Origin of the sequence: Pseudomonas sp. RGB, from assembly GCF_007713445.1 — a bacterium.
Classification (GTDB): domain Bacteria; phylum Pseudomonadota; class Gammaproteobacteria; order Pseudomonadales; family Pseudomonadaceae; genus Aquipseudomonas.
In genome coordinates, this window is the sequence record NZ_VMSH01000001.1 from 290,217 (window position 1) to 311,008 (window position 20,792).

Genomic DNA, 20,792 nt, shown 5'->3' on the forward strand with positions numbered 1-20,792 from the left:
CCTCACATCAATTATTTGCGCACCAGGCGCAGGCCATTGAACACCACCAGCAGGCTGACGCCCATGTCGGCGAACACCGCCATCCACATGGTCGCCATGCCGAGGAAGGTGACTGCGAGGAAGATCGCCTTGATCACCAGCGCCAAGGCGATGTTCTGCTTGAGGATACTCGACGTTTGCCGGGAGAGCCGAATGAAAGCCGGGATCTTGCGCAAATCATCGTCCATCAAGGCCACGTCGGCGGTCTCGATGGCGGTGTCGGTACCGGCGGCGGCCATGGCAAAACCGATCTCGGCGCGGGCCAGCGCCGGGGCATCGTTGATGCCGTCGCCAACCATGCCTACGCGGTGGCCTTGGCCGTAGAGGGTTTCGATGGCTTGCAGTTTGTCGGTGGGCAACAGGTCGCCCTGGGCTTGGTCGATGCCGACCTGGGCCGCAATCGCCTGGGCGGTGTGGGTGTTGTCGCCCGTGAGCATCAGAGTCTTGATACCCAGGTCGTGCAGTTGCTGGATGGCTTCGCGGCTGCTGTCCTTGACCGTGTCGGCCACGGCGAACAATGCCAGCGGGCCGGACTTGTCGAGCAGCAACACCACGGACTTGCCTTGTTTCTCCAGCGCGAAGAGCTTTTCTTCAAGCTCGGGTGAACACAGTCCAAGGTCTTCCACCAGGCGGTGGTTACCCAAGTGATAGGTTTCGCCATTGATATCGCCGCGCACACCACGCCCGGCCAGGGCCTCGAAGTTATCCACAACGTGGCTCTGCAGGTTTTTATCCACAGCCGCATTGGCGATGGCCAGCGACACCGGGTGGTCGGAGCGCCCGGCCAGGCTGGCAGCCAGGGCCGGCGCACTGTCTTCGAGATTGGGAAACAGCGCCAGGTAATCGGTTTGCACCGGCTTGCCGTGGGTGATCGTGCCGGTTTTGTCGAGGGCCAGGTAGTCGAGCTTGTAACCGCCCTCCAGGTACACGCCGCCTTTGATCAGGATGCCTTTACGCGCTGCCGCGGCCAGGCCGCTGACGATGGTCACCGGGGTGGAGATCACCAACGCACAGGGGCACGCGACTACCAACAGCACCAGGGCGCGGTAGATCCAGTCGAACCAGACGCCCGCCATGAACAGTGGCGGGATAATCGCCACACCCAGGGCAAACAAGAACACCGCCGGGGTGTAAACCTTGGCGAAGGTGTCGACAAAGCGCTGGGTGGGCGCCCGAGCGCCTTGGGCCTGTTCCACGGCGTGAATGATGCGCGCCAGCGTTGAATTGTTAGCGGCGGCGGTGACTTTGTATTCCAGCGAACCGGCCTGGTTGATGGTGCCGGCGAAGACTTTATCGCCCACGCCCTTTTCAATCGGCAGGCTTTCGCCGGTGATCGGCGCTTGGTCGATGGTGGATTGGCCAGCGGTGACTTCACCGTCCAGGCCGATGCGCTCGCCGGGCTTAACCCGCACGATGGCGCCAAGTTCGATGCTTTTGACTTCTTGTTCAACCCACCCACCGTCGGCTTGCTGCACCGTGGCTTGTTCCGGGGTCATCTGCATCAGGCCACTGATGGCATTGCGCGCGCGGTCCAGGGACTTGGCTTCGATCAACTCGGCGACGGTGAACAGGAACATCACCATCGCTGCTTCCGGCCATTGGCCGATCAGGATCGCGCCGGTGACTGCGATGCTCATCAGCGCGTTGATGTTCAGATTGAGGTTCTTGAGCGCGATCCAGCCTTTTTTGTAGGTGGTGAGGCCGCCGCTGAGGATCGACACCAGTGCCACCAGTGCAATCACCCACGTCGGGGCTACGCCGGTGAAATGCAGCACTTCAGCGCCCAATGCACCGACGCCGGACAGCGCCAGCGGCCACCAGTGTTTCTTGGCCGGCGGTGCGGCGGCGGGGGCGCCTTCTTCGATCGGGTCGGCCTGCATGCCGATGGATTTGATCGCGTCGATGATCGGCGCAGTGCTCGGCAGGTCATGGGTGACGCCGAGGATACGGTTGATCAGGTTGAATTCCAGCTGCTGCACGCCAGCGAGCTTGCCCAGTTTGTTCTGGATCAGCGTCTGCTCGGTGGGGCAGTCCATGGCTTCGATGCGAAAGGTGCTCAGGCGCGAGCCGGCGGTCGGCGCTTCGCTCAATGTGACCACGGCGGGCGCTGCCTTGCTGGAGCAGCAAGTGTCGCCGTGGCTGGCGTGGTCGTGCTTTTTGACCGGCGTCAGTTTGGCGCCGTGGTCGTGGCCATGGTCATGGTCATGGTCATGGTCATGATCGTGATCGTGATCGTGCTTGTGATCATGCTTTTTGGGGGTGTGGATGGAGTCGCTCATTCTGTCGCGTCCGTAAAGGTGCCTGTTGCCAAGTAAAGACCCTGTAGCCACTATAGGGTCAAGCACCCATTTGGAGATTGCTGCGATGAAGATCGGTGAATTGGCCAAACTGACCGACTGTCAGGTGGAAACCATCCGTTATTACGAGAAGGAAGGCCTGCTGCCGCCCCCGGCGCGTACCGATGCCAACTACCGCGTGTACACCCAGGCGCACACCGAGCGGCTGATCTTTATCCGCAACTGCCGCAGCCTGGACATGACCCTCGAAGAAATCCGCAGCCTGCTCGGCCTACGCGACAGTCCTCAGGACCAATGCGAAAGCGTGAATGCGTTGATTGATGAGCATATCCACCACGTGAAAGCGCGGATCGATGGGCTGCTGGCGTTACAGGAGCAATTGCTGGACCTGCGCCAACGCTGCGGCGGTGGGCCGGGAATGGATCAATGCGCGATTTTGCAGCGGCTGGAGGTCAGCGGCAGTGTGGCGGCCAGCGAGGCTGAGCCTTCGCATGTGGGCAGAAGCCACGGCCATTAACTCTAGCGAACAGGGTTCTAATGTGGGAGGGGGCTTGCCCCCGATGGCAGTCTGTCAGTGACTAACCGGGTGACTGAACCACTGCTATCGGGGGCAAGCCCCCTCCCATACAAGCCCATCCTTTAAGACCAGGGCGGTCTTTAAATAGCGACGTCAGCCTTGATGCTTGGGTCCGCGTCGTAGCCGACGATTTCAAAGTCTTCGAACTTATAGTCGTAGATCGACGCAGGTTTGCGCTTGATCACCAGTTCCGGCAGCTTTTTCGGCGTGCGTGCCAGCTGAGTGCGGATCTGTTCCATGTGGTTGCTGTACGCGTGGGTGTCGCCAGTGGTGACGATGATCTCGTGCGGGATCAGGTCGCATTGCTGGGCCAGCATGTGGGTGAGCAACGCCAGCGCGGCAGTGTTGTACGGCAGGCCGAGAAAAACGTCGGAGCTGCGGATGTACAACTGCATCGACAGATGGCCGTCATGCACAAACGCCTGGTACAGCAGGTGGCACGGCGGCAGCGCTTGCTTGCCGTTGCGCGCGTTTTCCTGCGGGCTCTTGGTTTCGTCCGGCAGGTATTCGACGTTCCAGCCGTGGAACAGGATGCGACGGCTGTTGGGGTTGTTCTTCAACGTGTCGACCATGTAGTCGATCTGGTTGATCTTGCCGCCGTCCTTGGTCGGCCAGGCGGTCCACTGCTCGCCGTACACCGGGCCCAGGTCGCCGTCTTCGGTGGCCCACTCGTCCCAGATTTTCACGCCGTTTTCGTTGAGCCACTTGATGTTGGTGTTGCCACTCAACATCCAGATCAGTTCGTTGGCGATGCTCTTGAAATGAAGCTTCTTGGTGGTCAGCAGCGGGAAGCCGTCGGCCAAGTTATGCCGATACTGACGGGCGAACACGGCCTTGGTGCCGGTGCCGGTGCGATCGCCCTTGGTCAATCCATTGGTCACGACGTCGTTCAGTAGTTCGAGATATTGCTTCATGTTTTTACCCGTATCGTTGAAGCCGAGGCTACGCAAAAGCCTCGGCATTCGAATTTAAAGCGCGGCGTTCTTGATGCCCTGCGGACGGTTGTAAGCCCACCACAGCAGGCCCAGGCCCGCCAGAATCATCGGCATGCTGAGAATCTGCCCCATGGTCAACCAGCCCCACGCCAGGTAGCCCAGCTGTGCATCCGGCACACGCACGAACTCGACGATAAAGCGGAAGATCCCGTAGAACAGCGCGAACATCCCCGACACGGCCATGGTTGGGCGTGGCTTGCGCGAGAAGATGTACAGAATCAGGAACAGTGCCACACCTTCCAGGGCGAACTGGTAGAGCTGCGACGGATGGCGCGGCAACTGCGCCGGGTCGCTGAATGGCGGGAACACCATGGCCCACGGCACGTCGGTCGGCTTGCCCCACAGCTCGGCGTTGATGAAGTTACCGATCCGCCCGGCACCCAGGCCAATCGGCACGAACGGCGCGACGAAGTCCATCAGCTGGAAGAACGACTTGCCGTTGCGGCGGCCAAACCACCACGCGGCGATCATCACGCCGACAAACCCACCGTGGAATGCCATGCCGCCCTTCCACACTTCGAAAATCAGCGTCGGGTTGGCGATATAGGCTGGCAGGTCGTAAAACAGCACATACCCGAGCCGCCCGCCGACGATTACGCCCATCGACATCCAGAACACCATGTCGGAGAGCTTCTCCTTGGTCCAGGTCGGGTCGAAACGGTTCAGGCGCCGGGAAGCCAGCAGCCAGGCACCGCCGATGCCGATCAGGTACATCAACCCGTACCAGTGGATTTGCAGCGGACCGATAGCCACGGCCACCGGGTTGATCTGCGGGTAAGGCAGCATTGCGACTCCTCGTTAAATCATTAGTCATGACGCACCGGACCATGCCGGTGTGCGATTAAGCCTGCGTTACAGCCGCTATTTCAAATTAAGAAGTTCACACGCGCCCAATAGCCACGCATGTTAACGGATGGAAGGCGTGCGGCCCAACTTCGATACGATGGAACGCCCGCCGTTGTGTGGGTAGAGTGAGGGAAAACACAAAAGGGATCGCCTGATGTGCCTGATAGTTTTCGCCTGGCGGCCGGGCCACGCCCAACCGCTGATCGTCGCGGCCAATCGTGATGAGTTCTACGCCCGCCCCAGCCTGCCGCTGGCCCAATGGCCGGATGCGCCGCACATTTACGCCGGCCGCGACCAGGAAGCCGGTGGCACCTGGCTTGGGGTGAACGCCGAGGGGCGTTTTGCGGCCCTGACCAATATCCGCGACCCGCACCAGCCGCCGTCACGTAAGTCACGCGGGGAACTGGTGGCACGATTCCTCGCCGGTTCGCTGTCAATTGACGACTACTTAGCCGACGTTAACGGCCGTTCGATTGAATATGCCGGATTTAACCTGTTAGTGGGCACGCAGAACGAGCTGTGGCATTACAACGCCAATGAGACTACGCCGACACAACTGAAGGCCGGGGTTTATGGGTTGTCCAACGCCGGGCTGGATACGCCATGGCCGAAGCTGCTCAAGGCCAAGGCGGCGTTTAGCGAGTTACTGGAAAACCCGCAGCCGGAGGCTTTGCTGGACATCTTGAGCGACCCGCAGACCGCGCCGTTTGCCGACTTGCCGGACACCGGCGTGGGGTTGGCGACCGAAAGTCTGCTGTCGAGCGTGTTCATCGCCAGCCCCAGTTATGGGACGCGGGCGAGCACGGCATTGATTGTGAATGCCGACGGGACGCGGCAGATGGTCGAGCGCAGCTTTGGGCCGCTGGGTGGTCGGCTGGGCGAGGTAGAACTCAGGATTTAGCGGCGCTTGGGCCGGCCTCATCGCAGGCAAGCCAGCTCCCACAGTGTGGAATGCATTCCCCTGTGGGAGCCGGGCTTGCCCGCGATGGCGGCCCCTTGGTCTAGAGGGTTTTTGCAGAAGCCGGGTTGATCATCCGCGTCAGCCCCAGGTTCTTCAGCGCCAATTGCAGCGAGCTGTGGATAACTTGCGGGTTGTCGATGGTCATCAGCTCAGCCAGCAATTCCTTGGCCATGTTCAGGTTCACCTGGCGCAGCATCCACTTCACCTTCGGCAAGTTGGTGGCGTTCATCGACAAGCTGTCAAAGCCCATCGCCATCAACAGCACCGCTGCGGCCGGGTCGCCGGCCATTTCACCGCAGATGCTCACCGGCTTGCCTTCGGCATGGGCGTCGCGCACCACGTGTTGCAGGGCTTGCAGCACGGCTGGGTGCAGGTAGTCGTAGAGGTCGGCCACCCGTGGGTTGTTGCGGTCCACAGCGAGCAGGTATTGGGTCAAGTCGTTGGAGCCGACCGAAAGGAAGTCCACCTGCCGCGCCAGCTCTTTAGCCTGGTACACCGCCGCCGGAATTTCGATCATCACGCCAATCGGCGGCATCGGCACGTCGGCGCCTTCGTCACGCACTTCGCCCCAGGCGCGGTGAATCAAATGCAGAGCCTCTTCCAGCTCATGGGTGCCGGAGATCATCGGTAGCAGAATGCGCAGGTTGTTCAGGCCTTCGCTGGCCTTGAGCATGGCGCGGGTCTGCACGAGGAAGATTTCAGGGTGGTCGAGGGTTACTCGAATGCCGCGCCAGCCAAGGAAGGGGTTGTCCTCCTTGATCGGGAAGTAGGACAGTGACTTATCGCCGCCGATGTCCAGGCTGCGCATCGTCACCGGCAACGGGTGGAAGGCTTGCAGTTGCTCGCGATAAATCGCCAGCTGCTCCTTCTCGCTCGGGAACCGTTGGTTGATCATGAACGGCACTTCGGTGCGGTACAGCCCTACCCCTTCGGCGCCGCGCTGTTGCGCGCGGGCCACATCGGCGAGCAGGCCGGTGTTGACCAGCAGCGGCACGCGGTGGCCGTCGAGGGTCACGCACGGCAGTTCGCGCAGCGAATCCAGGCCCAGCGCCAGTTGTTTCTCTTCTTCCACCACCTCGGCATATTGCTTGCGCAAAAGCTCGCTGGGGTTGGTGAAGACTTCGCCGCGATGGCCGTCGACGATCATGTCGATGCCGTCGACCTTGGAATACGGCAGGTCCACCAGGCCCATGACCGTCGGAATACCCATGGCCCGGGCCAGGATCGCGACGTGGGAGTTACCCGAACCCAGAACCGAAACCAGGCCCACCAGTTTGCCTTCCGGCACTTCGCCAAGCATGGTGGCGGTCAGCTCTTCACTGATCAGGATGGTGTTGTCGGGGTAGACCAGGTTGGTGGTGCGGTCTTCCTGCAGGTAGGCCAACAGACGGCGACCAAGGTCACGCACATCCGAGGCACGCTCGCGCAGGTAGGCGTCGTCCATCAACTCGAAACGGTTGACGTGATCGGTGACCACTTGGCGCAGCGCGCCCTGGGCCCACTGGCCGGTCTTGATCACGGTTTTGACTTCATTACCCAGCGACGCGTCGTCGAGCATCATCTGGTACACGTCGAACAGCGCGCGCTCTTCGGGGCGCAGTTGCGTGGCCAGCTTGGTCGACAGGTTGCGCATGTCGGCGCGCACGCCTTCCAGGGCGGTTTTGAACAGTTTGATTTCGGCGTCGATGTCGTGGACGGTCTTGTCCGGCACCACATCGAGGTCGGCCGGTGGCAGCATGACCACCGCCGTACCAACGGCAGCACCCGGCGAACCCGGCACGCCGACGAACTTGGCTTCCTGGATGCCCTTGCCCTGACGGCCCAGGCCGCGAATCGAGCCCGTCGCCTCGGCGTGGGCAATAACCCCGGCAAGCTGCGCGCTCATGGTCACGAGGAAGGCTTCTTCACCTTCGTCGAACTGGCGGCGTTCTTTTTGCTGGATGACCAACACGCCGACAACGCGGCGGTGGTGAATGATCGGTGCGCCGAGGAACGAGGCGTAGCGCTCTTCGCCGGTTTCGGCAAAGTAGCGGTAACGCGGGTGATCGGCCGCGTTTTCGAGGTTCAGGGGTTCTTCACGCGTCCCCACCAAGCCCACCAGACCTTCATTGGGCGCCATGCTGACCTTGCCGATGGAGCGCTTGTTCAGGCCCTCGGTGGCCATCAGCACAAAACGGTTGGTCTCGGGGTCCAGCAGGTAAACCGAGCAGACCTGGCTGCCCATGGCTTCCTTGACGCGCAACACAATAATCCCCAACGCCGCCTTGAGATCCTTGGCGGAGTTAACTTCCTGGACGATCTTGCGCAGCGTATTGAGCATGGCTCGGGGTCGAACTCCGTCGTCAGTCGCGCGCTAAAAGGCGCGGGGCAAGCTCTTTGAGAGCGCGACGATAAACCTCGCGCTTGAATGTCACCACCTGGCCCAACGGGTACCAATAGCTGACCCAACGCCAGCCATCGAACTCCGGTTTACCGGTCAAATCCATCCGCACCCGCTGCTCGTTGGAGATCAGGCGCAGGAGAAACCATTTCTGCTTCTGGCCGATGCACAGCGGTTGGCTGTGGGTACGCACCAGGCGTTGCGGCAAACGATAGCGCAACCAGCCACGGGTACAGGCCAGAATTTGCACATCTTCGCGCTCAAGGCCGACTTCTTCGTTCAACTCACGGTACAAGGCGTCTTCAGGGGTTTCGTCGGGGTTGATTCCACCTTGAGGAAACTGCCAGGCATCTTGGTTGATTCGGCGAGCCCATAGCACCTGTCCGGCATCATTCGTAAGAATAATCCCGACATTAGGACGGAAACCATCGGGGTCGATCACGGCAACAACCTCGCAAACGCATGTCGCCGCATTGTTCCACAAAGGTTGTTCCAGCGGCAACGAGGCTTCTTACCTTATGTGCACTCTTGTGAAAAGACCGTATTCTGGACGCCTTTTTACAGACTTTTCAGCGAGTAACTGCAATGCGCCTGGCTTTATTCGACTTGGACAACACGCTTCTGGGCGGTGACAGCGATCACGCCTGGGGCGATTACCTCTGCGAACGCGGGATTCTCGACGCGGTGGCCTACAAGGCCCGCAACGACGAGTTTTACCAGGACTACCTGGCCGGCACGCTGGATAACGCCGAGTACCTGAACTTCTGCCTGGAAATCCTCGGCCGCACCGAGATGGCCCAGCTGAACGAGTGGCACAACGACTACATGCGCGACTGCATCGAGCCGATCATGCTGCCCAAGGCCGTGGAACTGCTGGCCAAACACCGCGCTGCGGGCGATAAGCTGGTGATCATCACCGCCACCAACCGCTTCGTCACCGCGCCGATTGCCGCACGCCTGGGCGTTGAAACCCTGATCGCCACTGAATGCGAGATGGAAAATGGCCGCTACACCGGGCGCAGCACCGATGTGCCGTGCTTCCGTGAAGGCAAGGTGACGCGCCTGAATCGTTGGCTGGAAGAAACCGGGTACAGCCTGGAAGACAGCTACTTCTACAGCGACTCGATGAACGATTTGCCGTTGCTGGAGCAAGTGACCCACCCGGTGGCGGTGGATCCGGACCCGAATTTGCGGGCTGAAGCCCAGAAGCGAGGTTGGCCGGTGATTACGCTGCGTAGCTGATGGCCCTATCGGGGGCAAGCCCCCTCCCACACTCGACCGCATTCCAAAGGATCTACTCGGTTAAATGTGGGAGGGGGCTTGCCCCCGATGCAGCCGACGCGGTTTAAAGCCTTAAACCGGCTTGGCACCCATCAACCCGGCAATCGCCACAAACCCCACCAGGCTGACCACCGCCAGCACCAACGTGAAATTCAGGCTACCGCCCTCGCCTTTACGCAGGTGATTAAGCCGCGCCACCAGCCAGATCCAGGCCAGCGCCGCCACGGTGTAGAGGATGCTGGAGCCCAGAATCCAGGTTTGCCCCAGCGGCCAGCCGGTCATATGCACCAGCCACCAGCCGGTAAACGGCATGCTGACCATGCACACCCCCATCAGCAACCACACAAACGCCCACGGACGTTGCACGGTAGCGGTCGGACCGACGCTGCGTTTGCGCCAGGCAAGTACCGCAAGGCCCAGGCCGCTGAGCAGCAATAACACAGTGGCGGTGATGTGGATCACCTTGAGGGTGGTCAGCGTTTCCATGGTCTTGATTCCTTGAAGGCCGCTCAGTCAGCGTAGTCGCTTAACCGAGGAACAGCTGGTAGGCCGGGTTTTCGCTTTCATCCCAGTACGGGTAGCCGATTTGCGCCAAGGCCGCCGGCACCAGATGGCGCTCGTCCGCCGGCACTTGCAGGCCTGCGACCACACGGCCATCGGCCGCGCCGTGGTTGCGGTAGTGGAACATCGAGATGTTCCAGCGCCCGCCCAGTTTGTTCAGGAAGTTGAACAACGCTCCCGGACGCTCCGGGAATTCGAAACGGAACACCAGCTCATCGCTGACTTTGGCCGCATGCCCGCCGACCATGTGGCGGATATGCAACTTGGCCAGTTCGTTCTCGGTCAGGTCCAGCACCGGGAAACCCTGACTGGTGAGGCTGGCAATCAGCGCGCTGCGCGGGTCGTTTTCCGGGTGCGTCTGCACGCCGACGAAGATGTGCGCCTCGCGCCCGGAGTGGTAGCGGTAGTTGAATTCGGTGATCTGGCGCTTGCCCACGGCCTCGCAGAACGCCTTGAAGCTGCCCGGTTGCTCGGGAATGGTCACCGCGATGATGGCTTCGCGGCCTTCACCCAGCTCGGCGCGTTCGGCCACGTGGCGCAGGCGGTCGAAGTTGACGTTGGCGCCGGAGTCGATGGCCACCAGGGTTTGCCCGGTGATGCCCCGCGTTTCCACGTATTTCTTGATACCCGCCACGCCAAGCGCGCCAGCAGGCTCGGTGATGGAGCGCGTGTCGTCGTAGATGTCCTTGATCGCCGCGCAGATTTCATCGGTGCTGACGGTGATCACTTCGTCCACATAGTCTTTGCAGATGTCGAAGGTGTGCTGGCCGATCTGTGCTACCGCCACGCCATCGGCGAAGATGCCGACGGTTGGCAGCACCACACGCTCGCCCGCCGCCATGGCGGCCTGCAGGCAGTTGGAGTCATCCGGCTCGACACCGATGATCTTGATTTCAGGGCGCAGGTATTTCACGTACGCCGCAATACCGGCGATCAGCCCGCCGCCGCCCACCGGTACGAAAATCGCGTCCAGCGGCCCAGGGTGCTGACGCAGAATCTCCATCGCCACGGTGCCCTGCCCGGCAATGGTGTGCGGATCATCGTAGGGGTGAATGTAGACGTAGCCTTTTTCGTCGACCAGTTTGAGCGAATAGGCCAGGGCTTCCGGGAAGGAATCGCCGTGCAGCACCACTTTGCCGCCACGCGAACGCACGCCTTCAACTTTGATTTCCGGGGTGGTCTTGGGCATCACGATGGTGGCCTTGACCCCCAGCACCTTGGCCGCCAGGGCCAGGCCCTGGGCGTGGTTGCCGGCAGACGCGGTGACCACGCCGCGCGCACGTTCCTCGCTGCTCAGTTGGGTCAACTTGTTGTAGGCGCCGCGAATCTTGAACGAGAACACCGGCTGCAAGTCTTCACGCTTGAGCCAGACCTTGTTGCCCAGCCGCTCGGAGAGCTGGCGGGCGGTCTGCAAGGGGGTTTCTACGGCAACGTCGTAGACGCGCGAGGTGAGGATCTTTTTGACGTACTGTTCAAGCATCGGCGGGAATCACTGAGCAGGTTGGGCAGGGCCAAGGAGTCTAACCCGGCTTTTGGCCGGGCGACCACACGAATCCCGAGGTTTTGTTGGGTTATACTCGCCGCCCTCGATAACTCCCCGCCCGTTCCGGAGCCCGCATGACCCAGGATCAACTCAAACAGGCAGTGGCCCAGGCCGCCGTCGATTTAATCCTTCCTAAACTCGACGACAAGAGCATCGTCGGTGTCGGCACCGGCTCCACCGCCAACTGCTTTATCGATGCGCTGGCCCAGCACAAAGGTGCGTTCGACGGCGCCGTGGCCAGCTCCGAAGCCACCGCCGCACGCCTCAAGGGCCATGGCATTCCGGTGTACGAGCTCAACACCGTGAGCGACCTGGAGTTCTATGTCGACGGCGCCGATGAAAGCGACGAACACCTGAACCTGATCAAAGGCGGTGGCGCTGCCCTGACCCGCGAGAAGATCGTCGCGGCCGTGGCCAAGACCTTTATCTGCATTGCGGACGCCAGCAAGCTGGTGCCGGTACTCGGCGCATTCCCGCTGCCGGTGGAAGTGATCCCGATGGCCCGCAGCCACGTGGCCCGCGAGCTGGTCAAGCTGGGCGGCGACCCGGTGTACCGCGAAGGCGTGTTGACCGACAACGGCAACATCATCATTGATGTGTTCAACATGCAGATCACCAACCCGGTGCAGCTGGAGACGCAGATCAATGCGATCGTCGGCGTGGTAACCAATGGGTTGTTCGCCGCGCGTCCGGCTGATGTGTTGCTGCTGGGCACGTCTGAAGGCGTGAAAACCCTGAAGGCTTAAAAAACCGCGACCCCCCCTGTGGGAGCCGGGTTTGTGTGGGAGCGGGCTTGCTCGCGAATGCGGTGTGTCAGTCGCTGGATCAGTTGCCTGACACACCGTCTTCGCGAGCAAGCCCGCTCCCACATTTGCTATGTGCTGACCTCGATATTTATGTAACAAGAATGCTACTTTTCGCTGCATCCCCTCGCCAAAATCGTGCTTCACCTCACGGCATGTCGTACCTTCCTCAGTATCAAATCCGTTACAAATTACAGCCAGGCGACCCACGCGTTTAACAATGCGCCACTTTGCAGTCGCTCAAGGAATGAGGCGCGCATTGTGCAATGGGTCTGGGCTTGACCTTCCCATCACCTCAAGGACGACCTTGTGATAAAGCCCCTAGCCCTCGCGATCAGCGTGGTCGGCAGCCTGCTGTCGACACATACCCAGGCCTACGATTACGGCCAGCACGCCAACACCACCCTGGAAAAGCTGATCAACGATTACCCCGGCCGGTATCGCGGCACCGCCAATTTCGCCGGCGCAGCAGATTGGATGCAAAGCCAGATGGGCTCGGCCTACAGCCTCAGTCGCCAGAACTTCACCTGGAACAACGGCACTCGCGCCTCGCAAAACGTGGTGGCCTACGCCGCCGGCACCACGGCGCAATACGTGGTGATTGGCGCGCATTTTGACACCTACTTCGGCCGCCCGACCCTGCAAGGCCTGGACGACAATGGCTCCGGCGCCAGCGTGCTGACCGAAGTGGCGAAGAACCTGGGCGGCCTGCAGTTGGAAAACGGTCTGCAAATCGTCGGCTTCGGCGCGGAAGAAGAAGGCCTGCGCGGCTCCAAGGCGTTTGTCGACTCACTCAGCGCCAGCCAGCGCGCGAACATGCTGGCGATGATCAACCTCGACAGCCTGATCACCGGCGACATGATGTACGCCCACGCCGGCCAGAACAGCACGGCCAACCCCGCCCTGGCTTCGCTGCGTGAACACACATTCCAGATCGCCAAGGAATTGAACATCCCACTGTTCACCAACCCTGGCCTGGACCCGCAATACCCCAAGGGCACCGGCTGTTGCAGCGATGGCGAGCCGTTCGAGCCGCTGAACATCCCGATTCTGTATATCGAAGCCACCAACTGGGAGCTGGGCGACCTGGACGGCTACACCCAGACCAACAACCCGAAAATTCCGGGTGGCTCCACCTGGCATGACCCGGCCGAGGACAACAAAGCCGTGCTCACCGATGCCTTCGGCCAGGCGCGCATCGACCAGCGCCTGCGTGACTATTCGCGCCTGCTCAGCCGCCTGGTGCTGGAGTTGACCAACGCCGACCTGATGGCCTCGACCGCCTCGGGCGGCGCCGTTGCGCGCAACATGCAAGACAACTTGCAGCGCCAGCACCAGGCCATGGTGCGGCTGCATGATCGGCGCTGGCTGACCATGCAGTCCGCCAGCCGCGAGGCGGGCAGTTTTGATGGCGAAATTGGCGTGGACGGCGAATACAGCCCGGACAGCGGCTTCGACAGCCCGCTCAACCCCGAGGCGCGGCGCCTGGGCGTGCATGCGCTGGGCGACTACCAACTCACGTCCAGCCTGAACATCGGCGCCAGCCTGAGCTACCTCAACGGGCGCGACACCCTCGAACACCGCGGCAAACTCGACAGCGACACCTGGCAGGCGGCGGTCTACGCCTTGCTCAACGACGGCGGGCCGAGCTGGCTGGCCGGCGACCTGAGCGTCGGGCGTACGCGCTTTGATTCCAAGCGCAACCTGTTGATCCAGGCCAATGGCGGCCCGATCTTGCTCAATCAGCAACTGAGCGGCAACACCGACGCTCTGTCCTTGGGCGCGCGCGTCCTGGGCGGCTACGACTTCGACTTCGGCACGGTCAAGAGTGGGCCGTTTGCCGGTCTGGATTACAGCCACGCGCGCATCGATAAATTCCACGAGAAACAGAACCTGCGCACGGCGCTTGAGTATCAGGACCAATCCTTCGACTCCCTGGAAGCCAGCCTCGGTTGGCGCGTACGCGGTGCCGTCGCCCTGCCCTATGGCTTGAGCCTGCTGCCTTACGGCGACATCGCCTGGGTCAAGGAATTGGCTGACGGGCGTCTCGACGACCTGCAATTGACCGCCCACGCCGACGGCCGGGCGCGCACCGCCAAACTGGGTGCCGTGGACAAAAGCTTTGGCCGCGCCCAAGTCGGCAGCCAGCTGGCGATCACCCCGCAGTTGGGCGTTTACGCCGAGGTAAACAGCCGCCTGGGGCATGCCGAAGGCAGCCAGACCGGCTATTCGCTGGGTGTGCAGTGGATGTTTTGATCAGGGTTTCTTGAACACGTAAAACAGATTTGGCTCGCTGACCAGGTACAAGCTGCCTTGGTCGTCCATGGCGATGCCCTCGGCCTGAGGCACACGTTTTTGCAGGCCATGGCGCCCGTTGAGCAGAGAAAGGCTGCTTAGCGGGCGACCGTCGATGTCCAACTCCAGCACCAGAAACGACTCATCCGACAGCGCCAGCAGATGCCCGCTGCGCTCGTCGTATTGCAAGCTCGACAAATCGCGCACAAACAGTCCGGCATCGCGCTTGGGGTTGTTGATGACGTGCACCGAGTAGGTTTTTTCCGGCTTGAAATGAGGGAAACCGTGCACCTCGTAAATCAGCATCGGGTCACGTTCCTTGGCCACAAACAGGCGCTTGCCGACCGAGTCGTAGGCCAGGCCCTCGAAACCCTTGTTGCCGCCCATGTGTACGCCCAATGTCATCTGCTCCGCATCGGCGGCGTCGAGGAACTGGGTGTCGTCGTTCACGTGCACTTTGATCAGCCGCTGCTGACGCTCATCGCTGATCACGTAGATGTTGTCGCTGATGAACTCCACCGCTTCGGCATCGCCAAAGCCCACCAGTGGAATGCGCCGCAAAATCTTGCCGTCCAGGGACAGTTCGACCAGCTCGGCGTTTTTATTGGTGACGGTAAACAGGCTTTTGCGCACCGGGTCATAGGTGAGGGCCGAAACATCATCGTCGAGGCCTTCGATCACCTTGGCTTCCAGGCTGACGCGATAATCGGCCAGGCCGATGGAGCGCTCATCGGCAGGCTGGCGCCAGGCCTGCCAGTTAAACCAAGCGCGCTCGAACAGACGCAATTGCTGTGCAACCACACCGGCGGCCACCAGGGCGATCAGCAGCACAGTAAAAAACGCGGGTTTGGGGCGGGCGAATCGACGCATCAGGGCAGCTCGAAGTCAAAAAGTGGCGAATGAATATCACGCCTGTCTGAATTTAAACTTAAACGCTGCCGGATGTCTGACGAATGCCGCTATTGGGGAAATGTCCGACGTAATCGTGGGTTATTTCTGTTTCTCGAAACGGTAGAACAGGTTCGGCTCACTGACCATGTACAACGTGCCGCTCTCGTCCATGGTCACGCCTTCGGCACGCGGAATGGTGCGCTTGAGGCCGTTGAAGCCGCCGAGCAAGGTCATGAAGCTGACTTGCTCGCCCTTTTCATCCAGCTCCAGCAACAGGTGGGAGTCGGCCGACAATGCCAGCAAGTGGCCGGTACGCGGATCGACGGCAAGGGCCGAAAGGTTGCGCATGTCCAGCTCGGTGCTGGCGAGTTTTTGCTTGTCACCCGTCAGCGTGGTGCCATCGCTTTTCCAGGTGAACAGCGCCGGTGGGCGCTCCTCGCCCAGCACGAGCTGTTGATTGCGCTTGTCCCAGGTGATGCCTTCGAAGGCTTTGTTCTGATCCTTGGACGGGCCCAGGTCGTAGCTCCTGAAGTCAGCGATATTCAGTTGCTGGGTGCCGGCATCGACTTTCACCACGGTGAGCGTGTGCATGCGCTCATCGACAATGGCCATCAAGCCGTTCTCCATCATCGTCAGGCCTTCCGGGTTGTTCCAGCCGTTGAGTGGCATCTTGCGCAGCACATCGCCTTGCAGGCTCAACTCAACCAGGAACGGGTTTTTGCCCATCACGGAAAACAGGGTTTTGGTCTGCGGATTGTAGGAAAGATCCGAAGCCTCATCCTTCTCCATGCCGGGCAGCAACTTGCCGTCGATGACCGCATGGTAGTCCGGCAGCCAGACGCTGGCCTGCTGCTCAGCCGGCGTTTCAAAGCGTTCCGCCACCCACAGTACGCCACGATCATCCCAATGCATGAGCCAGGCAACGCCATACACAATCGCCCCGGCGAGGAACAGCCAGGAATACCAGCGCAGGGCAAAACGGGAACGGGGCTTGGGTGCAGCGGAGGGCAAAGTCACGGCCATTGAGCGCTTTTCCGGAAAGTCAGCGTTAGGTGATAGCACAGGATCAGCGGGCCCGCGCGCAGGAGGCTGTGGATTATCCGGATGGTGTGTGAAAAAAATGCAAAAGCCAGATGTTTCGGACCACTCAGACCAATGTGGGAGCTGGCTTGCCTGCGATGCAGGCACCTCGGTGTGTCAGTGACACTGAGGTGATGCTATCGCAGGCAAGCCAGCTCCCACATTTGAAGGCATGCCGTCTTTAGCGAACGCTGCTTTCGAAACGGCTCACACCCGTCAACTCCAGCACCAGCTCATCCCCCACATTCAGCGGCCCCACACCGGCCGGGGTGCCCGTGAGAATCACGTCACCGGCCTGCAGCGAGAAGCAGCCAGCCATGTGCTGGATCATCGGGATAATCGGGTTGAGCATCTGCGAGCTGTTGCCGTCCTGGCGCACTTCGCCGTTGATGGTCAGGCGAATACCGATATCGGTCACGTCCGCAAAGGTGCTGCCGACCACGAACGGGGCAATCACTGCGGCGCCATCGAACGACTTGGCGATTTCCCAGGGCAGGCCTTTGGCTTTCAGCTCGGCCTGTTTGTCGCGCAAGGTCAAATCCAGGGCCGGCGCGAAGCCAGAGATAGCGTCGAGTACTTCTTCACGGCTGGGTTTGTTCGACAGGGGCTTGCCGATCAACACCGCGATTTCCGCCTCGTAGTGCACCGAGCCGCGGTCGGTCGGGATGGCGAAACCGCCTTCCAGCGCGACCACGCAGCTGCCCGGCTTGATGAACAGCAACGGTTCGGTGGGCACCGGGTTGTCCAGTTCCTTGGCATGTTCGGCGTAGTTACGCCCGATGCACACCACTTTGCCCAAGGGAAAGTGGATGTTGGTGCCGTCGACGTACTTGTGCTGGTAGCTCATGAAACGACTCCTACAGGGGCGATTAAACAGCGAAGATCTTGCCAGGGTTCATGATCCCGTTGGGGTCGAACACCGCTTTGACTGCCTTCATGTATTCGATTTCAACCGGCGAGCGGCTGTATGTCAGGTAATCACGCTTGGTCATGCCCACGCCGTGTTCGGCGGAGATCGAGCCGTTGTACTTCTCGACGGTTTCGAACACCCACTTGTTGACGGTGGCGCACTTGGCGAAGAACTCGTCCTTGCTCAGGTTTTCCGGCTTGAGGATGTTCAGGTGCAGGTTGCCGTCGCCGATATGGCCAAACCAGACAATTTCGAAGTCGGGGTAGTGTTCGCCGACGATCGCGTCGATTTCTTTCAAAAACGCCGGCACTTTGGAGACAGTCACCGAGATGTCGTTCTTGTAGGGCGTCCAGTGGGAAATGGTCTCGGAGATGTACTCGCGCAGCTTCCACAGGTTGTGCAGTTGGGTTTCGCTCTGGCTCATCACGCCGTCCAGTACCCAGCCTTGTTCGACGCAATGCTCAAAGGTTTCCAGGGCGTGGTTGGCGACTTCTTCGGTGGTGGCTTCGAATTCCAGCAGCGCGTAGAACGGGCAATCGGTTTCGAACGGTGCCGGCACGTCGCCTCGGCCCATGACCTTGGCCAAGGCTTTGTCGGAGAAGAATTCGAAGGCGGTCAGGTCCAGCTTGCTCTGGAACGCGTGCAGCACCGGCATGATCGAGTCGAAATCCGTGGTACCGAGCACCATGGCGGTGAGGTTTTTCGGCGCACGGTCCAAGCGCATGGTGGCTTCGACCACAAAGCCCAAAGTGCCTTCAGCGCCGATAAACAGCTGGCGCATGTCGTAGCCGGTGGCGTTCTTGATCAGGTCGCGGTTCAGTTCCAGCACATCACCCTTGCCGGTGACCACTTTCATGCCGGCCACCCAGTTACGGGTCATGCCGTAGCGAATGACCTTGATCCCGCCGGCATTGGTGCCGATATTGCCGCCAATCTGGCTCGAACCGGACGACGCGAAATCCACCGGGTAATAAAGACCTTTTTCTTCAGCGACGTTCTGCAATTGCTTGGTGACCACACCCGGCTGACACACGGCGGTGCGGTCGGTGAGGTTCACTTCGAGAATCTGGTTCATGTAGTCGAACGACACCACCACTTCGCCATTCGCCGCCACCGCAGCAGCCGACAGCCCAGTGCGGCCGCCGGAAGGCACCAGCGCAACCTTATGTTCGTTGGCCCAACGCACGATGGCTTGCACTTGCTCGGTGGTCTTGGGGAACACAATGGCGCTAGGCGCGGGTGCGAAGTGCTTGGTCCAATCCTTGCCGTAAGCCTCCAGGGAGTCTGCATCGGTCAGCACTTTGCCAGGCTCAACCAGGGTCTTCAGCTCATCAATCAGGGCAGGATGGGTCATCGACAGAACTCTCGAACAATTCATGGTCATCCTGAGAACGCTTCACGTCGCAGGAATGGGTGTTTAGCGGGGCACGTATGCTAGCATACCGCCCCCGCAGGACAGAGCCCAAGGGCGTTTCTGCGGTGACGGCTTTCCTGCCGTCCGGGTCAGCTTGCGCTGCTCGATTCCCTGCCATTTTTCTCCGGGATACAGGTTTACGCAGATGAGCAAGACTTCTCTCGATAAGAGCAAGATCAAGTTCCTTCTTCTGGAAGGCGTCCACCCATCGGCTGTCGACGTACTGAAGGCCGCTGGGTACTCCAGCATTGAGTACATCACCAGTTCTCTGCCGGAAGCCCAGTTAAAGGAAAAGATCGCCGACGCGCACTTTATCGGCATTCGCTCCCGCACTCAGCTGACCGAAGAGATCTTCGACCACGCCAAGAAACTCGTGGCTGTCGGCTGTTTCTGCATCGGCACCAACCAGGTCGACCTCAACGCAGCGCGCGAGCGCGGCATCGCGGTGTTCAACGCACCGTACTCCAACACCCGTTCCGTTGCGGAGCTGGTATTGGCCGAGGCCATCCTGTTGCTGCGCGGCATCCCTGAGAAGAACGCTTCCTGCCACCGTGGCGGCTGGATCAAAAGCGCGGCCAACTCCTTCGAAATCCGCGGCAAGAAGCTGGGTATCGTCGGCTATGGCTCGATCGGCACGCAGTTGTCGGTTCTGGCCGAAGGCCTGGGCATGCAGGTGTTCTTCTACGACACCCTGACCAAGCTGCCGCTGGGCAACGCCACTCAAGTGGCGAGCCTGACCGAGCTGCTGGGCATGTCCGACATCGTCACCCTGCACGTACCGGAAACCGCTGAGACCCAGTGGATGATCGGCGAGAAGGAAATCCGCGCCATCAAGAAAGGCGGCATCCTGATCAACGCTGCGCGCGGCACCGTGGTTGAGCTGGACGCCCTGGCTGACGCGATCAAGGACAAGCACCTGATCGGCGCCGCGATCGACGTGTTCCCGGTGGAGCCACGCTCCAACGACGACATCTTCGAAAGCCCGCTGCGTGGCCTGGACAACGTGATCCTGACCCCGCACATCGGCGGTTCCACCGCTGAAGCCCAAGCCAACATCGGCCTGGAAGTGTCGGAGAAGCTGGTCAAGTACAGCGACAACGGTACCTCGGTGTCTTCGGTCAACTTCCCGGAAGTGGCGCTGCCGGCTCACCCTGGCAAGCACCGTCTGCTGCACATCCACCAGAACATCCCTGGCGTGATGATGGAGATCAACAAGGTCTTCGCAGAAAACGGCATCAACATCTCGGGTCAGTTCCTGCAGACCAACGAGAAGGTCGGCTACGTGGTCATCGACGTCGACGCCGAGTACTCGGACCTGGCGCAAGAGAAGCTGCAGCACATCAACGGCACGATTCGTAGCCGCGTGTTGTTCTAAGGTTTCAACGCAGCACAAAAAGGGAGCCCCTCGGGGCTCCCTTTTTCACATCTGAACAAATCTTACTTGACGTTAACCGTGATGACTTTCGAGGCTACAGTCGGGTTGAACTGCATGTGCAGTTTGTCGCCGGCTACCAGCTGCAAGGTGTGCTTGCCAGGGGTGAGGGTCAGCTCGGTTTCGGTCTGGGCCTTGCCGTAGTGGATCACGGTGTCGGTGGCCGGGATCGGCACGCTGGCGTCAGGCAGCTCTTTCTGGTCGATCAGCAGGTGGTGGTGGCCAGTGCCTGGGTCCTGGCTGGTGGCCGGGGCCAGTTTCAGGCCTCCCATGCCGAATTTGACGGTGAAGGTTTTATCGACAGTGGCGCCGTCTTTTGGCGACACGATAAAGACTTTGGCGCCTTCAGGCGGCGCGCTGCGTGGGATACCGTCAGCAGCGGTAGCCAACATCGAAGCACCCAGCAGAACGCTGGCCAGGGTGGCACGGGACAAAAAGGCTTTCATTCGCTTCTCCAGTTTTTCTATGAAATCTGTAGGGTTATGAC

General features: G+C 60.7%; 18 protein-coding genes. 6 read left to right on the forward strand and 12 right to left on the reverse strand.

The genetic code is table 11. The features are described from left to right. Nucleotides 1–11 precede the first annotated feature (11 nt). Complete coding sequence (locus tag FPT15_RS01365; RefSeq protein ID WP_145157810.1) at nucleotides 12–2,318, reverse strand: heavy metal translocating P-type ATPase; 2,307 nt, start codon at nucleotides 2,316–2,318, stop codon at nucleotides 12–14. An 85-nt stretch (nucleotides 2,319–2,403) separates the two neighbouring features. On the opposite strand from FPT15_RS01365, the gene cadR reads away from it, so the two are divergent. Further along, entirely contained in the window at nucleotides 2,404–2,853 is a 450-nt protein-coding gene (gene cadR / locus FPT15_RS01370; protein ID WP_145157813.1) for a Cd(II)/Pb(II)-responsive transcriptional regulator, read from the forward strand. 140 nt (nucleotides 2,854–2,993) lie between these two features. On the opposite strand, the gene FPT15_RS01375 is transcribed toward cadR, so the two are convergent. Together FPT15_RS01375 and lgt are read right to left on the reverse strand one after the other, a co-directional pair. After that, on the reverse strand, nucleotides 2,994–3,827 hold the full coding sequence (locus tag FPT15_RS01375) for a thymidylate synthase (RefSeq protein ID WP_106575719.1): 834 nt from the start codon (nucleotides 3,825–3,827) through the stop codon (nucleotides 2,994–2,996). Nucleotides 3,828–3,881: 54 nt separating this feature from the next. Beyond that, nucleotides 3,882–4,694 carry a prolipoprotein diacylglyceryl transferase gene (gene lgt, locus FPT15_RS01380; RefSeq protein WP_056857664.1) on the reverse strand — a complete coding sequence of 271 codons (813 nt, stop codon included), beginning with the start codon at nucleotides 4,692–4,694 and terminating at the stop codon, nucleotides 3,882–3,884. Between the two features lie 214 nt (nucleotides 4,695–4,908). Between lgt and FPT15_RS01385 the strand changes: the two genes are divergently transcribed. Further along, the gene (locus FPT15_RS01385; RefSeq protein ID WP_145157816.1) at nucleotides 4,909–5,655 is read left to right on the forward strand and encodes an NRDE family protein; all 747 of its coding nucleotides are present in this window, start codon (nucleotides 4,909–4,911) and stop codon (nucleotides 5,653–5,655) included. 100 nt (nucleotides 5,656–5,755) lie between these two features. On the opposite strand, the gene ptsP is transcribed toward FPT15_RS01385, so the two are convergent. Further along, nucleotides 5,756–8,035 carry a phosphoenolpyruvate--protein phosphotransferase gene (ptsP, locus tag FPT15_RS01390; protein WP_145157818.1) on the reverse strand — a complete coding sequence of 760 codons (2,280 nt, stop codon included), beginning with the start codon at nucleotides 8,033–8,035 and terminating at the stop codon, nucleotides 5,756–5,758. Between the two features lie 22 nt (nucleotides 8,036–8,057). After that, nucleotides 8,058–8,537, reverse strand: a complete 480-nt coding sequence (locus FPT15_RS01395) for an RNA pyrophosphohydrolase (RefSeq protein ID WP_003176750.1) — start codon at nucleotides 8,535–8,537, stop codon at nucleotides 8,058–8,060. Between the two features lie 143 nt (nucleotides 8,538–8,680). Here FPT15_RS01395 and FPT15_RS01400 point away from each other — a divergent pair, with 143 nt between their 5' ends. After that, the gene (locus FPT15_RS01400; RefSeq protein ID WP_145157820.1) at nucleotides 8,681–9,337 is read left to right on the forward strand and encodes an HAD family phosphatase; all 657 of its coding nucleotides are present in this window, start codon (nucleotides 8,681–8,683) and stop codon (nucleotides 9,335–9,337) included. A gap of 111 nt (nucleotides 9,338–9,448) precedes the next feature. On the opposite strand, the gene FPT15_RS01405 is transcribed toward FPT15_RS01400, so the two are convergent. Both FPT15_RS01405 and ilvA read right to left on the reverse strand, forming a co-directional pair. Further along, nucleotides 9,449–9,862, reverse strand: a complete 414-nt coding sequence (locus FPT15_RS01405; RefSeq protein WP_145157822.1) for a DUF2269 family protein — start codon at nucleotides 9,860–9,862, stop codon at nucleotides 9,449–9,451. Nucleotides 9,863–9,902: 40 nt separating this feature from the next. After that, nucleotides 9,903–11,417, reverse strand: a complete 1,515-nt coding sequence (ilvA, locus tag FPT15_RS01410) for a threonine ammonia-lyase, biosynthetic (protein WP_145157825.1) — start codon at nucleotides 11,415–11,417, stop codon at nucleotides 9,903–9,905. A gap of 137 nt (nucleotides 11,418–11,554) precedes the next feature. On the opposite strand from ilvA, the gene rpiA reads away from it, so the two are divergent. Both rpiA and FPT15_RS01420 read left to right on the forward strand, forming a co-directional pair. Next, entirely contained in the window at nucleotides 11,555–12,226 is a 672-nt protein-coding gene (gene rpiA / locus FPT15_RS01415; protein WP_138813421.1) for a ribose-5-phosphate isomerase RpiA, read from the forward strand. Between the two features lie 366 nt (nucleotides 12,227–12,592). Continuing rightward, nucleotides 12,593–14,539: an autotransporter domain-containing protein gene (locus FPT15_RS01420; protein WP_145157828.1), complete on the forward strand. Its 1,947-nt coding sequence runs from the start codon at nucleotides 12,593–12,595 to the stop codon at nucleotides 14,537–14,539. Here FPT15_RS01420 and FPT15_RS01425 read toward each other — a convergent pair whose 3' ends face one another. From FPT15_RS01425 to FPT15_RS01440, 4 genes are all read right to left on the reverse strand, one after another. Beyond that, nucleotides 14,540–15,448: an SdiA-regulated domain-containing protein gene (locus tag FPT15_RS01425; RefSeq protein WP_145157831.1), complete on the reverse strand. Its 909-nt coding sequence runs from the start codon at nucleotides 15,446–15,448 to the stop codon at nucleotides 14,540–14,542. Between the two features lie 120 nt (nucleotides 15,449–15,568). Continuing rightward, nucleotides 15,569–16,492: an SdiA-regulated domain-containing protein gene (locus FPT15_RS01430; RefSeq protein ID WP_145157834.1), complete on the reverse strand. Its 924-nt coding sequence runs from the start codon at nucleotides 16,490–16,492 to the stop codon at nucleotides 15,569–15,571. 238 nt (nucleotides 16,493–16,730) lie between these two features. Further along, a complete protein-coding gene (locus FPT15_RS01435; RefSeq protein WP_145157836.1) occupies nucleotides 16,731–17,396 on the reverse strand; it encodes a fumarylacetoacetate hydrolase family protein in 666 nt (221 codons plus the stop codon). 22 nt (nucleotides 17,397–17,418) lie between these two features. Then, nucleotides 17,419–18,813 (reverse strand): FAD-binding oxidoreductase, encoded by a 1,395-nt coding sequence (locus FPT15_RS01440; RefSeq protein WP_145157839.1) that lies wholly within the window; start codon nucleotides 18,811–18,813, stop codon nucleotides 17,419–17,421. Nucleotides 18,814–19,018: 205 nt separating this feature from the next. Here FPT15_RS01440 and serA point away from each other — a divergent pair, with 205 nt between their 5' ends. Continuing rightward, entirely contained in the window at nucleotides 19,019–20,248 is a 1,230-nt protein-coding gene (serA, locus tag FPT15_RS01450) for a phosphoglycerate dehydrogenase (RefSeq protein ID WP_065902258.1), read from the forward strand. Nucleotides 20,249–20,310: 62 nt separating this feature from the next. On the opposite strand, the gene FPT15_RS01455 is transcribed toward serA, so the two are convergent. Then, nucleotides 20,311–20,751 carry a DUF4399 domain-containing protein gene (locus FPT15_RS01455; protein WP_145157842.1) on the reverse strand — a complete coding sequence of 147 codons (441 nt, stop codon included), beginning with the start codon at nucleotides 20,749–20,751 and terminating at the stop codon, nucleotides 20,311–20,313. Between the last annotated feature and the right edge of the window lie 41 nt (nucleotides 20,752–20,792).

What these genes read in the sequence shown, in the direction of transcription:
- FPT15_RS01385 (WP_145157816.1), top strand. Translation starts at nt 4,909, where the DNA reads ATGTGCCTGATAGTTTTCGCCTGGCGGCCGGGCCACGCCCAACCGCTG.
- FPT15_RS01430 (WP_145157834.1), bottom strand. Translation starts at nt 16,492, where the DNA reads ATGGCCGTGACTTTGCCCTCCGCTGCACCCAAGCCCCGTTCCCGTTTT.
- FPT15_RS01455 (WP_145157842.1), bottom strand. Translation starts at nt 20,751, where the DNA reads ATGAAAGCCTTTTTGTCCCGTGCCACCCTGGCCAGCGTTCTGCTGGGT.
- FPT15_RS01425 (WP_145157831.1), bottom strand. Translation starts at nt 15,448, where the DNA reads ATGCGTCGATTCGCCCGCCCCAAACCCGCGTTTTTTACTGTGCTGCTG.
- lgt (WP_056857664.1), bottom strand. Translation starts at nt 4,694, where the DNA reads ATGCTGCCTTACCCGCAGATCAACCCGGTGGCCGTGGCTATCGGTCCG.
- FPT15_RS01375 (WP_106575719.1), bottom strand. Translation starts at nt 3,827, where the DNA reads ATGAAGCAATATCTCGAACTACTGAACGACGTCGTGACCAATGGATTG.
- FPT15_RS01440 (WP_145157839.1), bottom strand. Translation starts at nt 18,813, where the DNA reads ATGACCCATCCTGCCCTGATTGATGAGCTGAAGACCCTGGTTGAGCCT.
- ilvA (WP_145157825.1), bottom strand. Translation starts at nt 11,417, where the DNA reads ATGCTTGAACAGTACGTCAAAAAGATCCTCACCTCGCGCGTCTACGAC.
- rpiA (WP_138813421.1), top strand. Translation starts at nt 11,555, where the DNA reads ATGACCCAGGATCAACTCAAACAGGCAGTGGCCCAGGCCGCCGTCGAT.
- FPT15_RS01365 (WP_145157810.1), bottom strand. Translation starts at nt 2,318, where the DNA reads ATGAGCGACTCCATCCACACCCCCAAAAAGCATGATCACAAGCACGAT.
- FPT15_RS01435 (WP_145157836.1), bottom strand. Translation starts at nt 17,396, where the DNA reads ATGAGCTACCAGCACAAGTACGTCGACGGCACCAACATCCACTTTCCC.
- FPT15_RS01400 (WP_145157820.1), top strand. Translation starts at nt 8,681, where the DNA reads ATGCGCCTGGCTTTATTCGACTTGGACAACACGCTTCTGGGCGGTGAC.
- cadR (WP_145157813.1), top strand. Translation starts at nt 2,404, where the DNA reads ATGAAGATCGGTGAATTGGCCAAACTGACCGACTGTCAGGTGGAAACC.
- ptsP (WP_145157818.1), bottom strand. Translation starts at nt 8,035, where the DNA reads ATGCTCAATACGCTGCGCAAGATCGTCCAGGAAGTTAACTCCGCCAAG.
- FPT15_RS01405 (WP_145157822.1), bottom strand. Translation starts at nt 9,862, where the DNA reads ATGGAAACGCTGACCACCCTCAAGGTGATCCACATCACCGCCACTGTG.
- serA (WP_065902258.1), top strand. Translation starts at nt 19,019, where the DNA reads ATGAGCAAGACTTCTCTCGATAAGAGCAAGATCAAGTTCCTTCTTCTG.